The sequence below is a fragment of the Planosporangium thailandense genome (assembly GCF_011947195.1).
Classification (GTDB): domain Bacteria; phylum Actinomycetota; class Actinomycetes; order Mycobacteriales; family Micromonosporaceae; genus Planosporangium; species Planosporangium thailandense.
Genome location: NZ_JAATVY010000107.1, coordinates 1 through 345, shown reverse-complemented (window position 1 = coordinate 345; position 345 = coordinate 1). Strand labels below are relative to the sequence as shown.

At 71.0% G+C, this 345-nt stretch carries 1 protein-coding gene; it reads right to left on the bottom strand.

Annotation, left to right across the window (positions count from 1 at the left end):
* A partial coding sequence (locus HC031_RS32345) for a hypothetical protein (protein WP_167929253.1) occupies positions 1 to 345 on the bottom strand: 345 nt, incomplete at both ends.

Sequence of the window (345 nt, the reverse complement as noted above, 5' to 3'; positions counted from 1 at the left end):
TGTGGAACACCATGCCCGCCTGCATCGGCGTGAGCGGGTAGACGTCCTCGACGGCGCGACCGTCGCCGACCAGCCGGTCCACCTCGGCCTGGTCCAGGCGGGCCAGCGGGAAGTCCGAGGGGGTACGCCCGCCGGCACCCGGCTGCGCACAGTGGACGATGATCTCCCGCAGCGCGTCGACCATCCGCTCGGCCAACCGCCGCACCGTCGACTCATTATGGATGCCCGACGCGTACGACCAGGTGAACTCCAGGCACCTGTGCTCGACCCGGCCCACGACGTCGAGGAGATGCGTACGGGTGGCCTCGGGATCCGCGTCACCGCCGAGCCCGGCGAGGGTGGTCT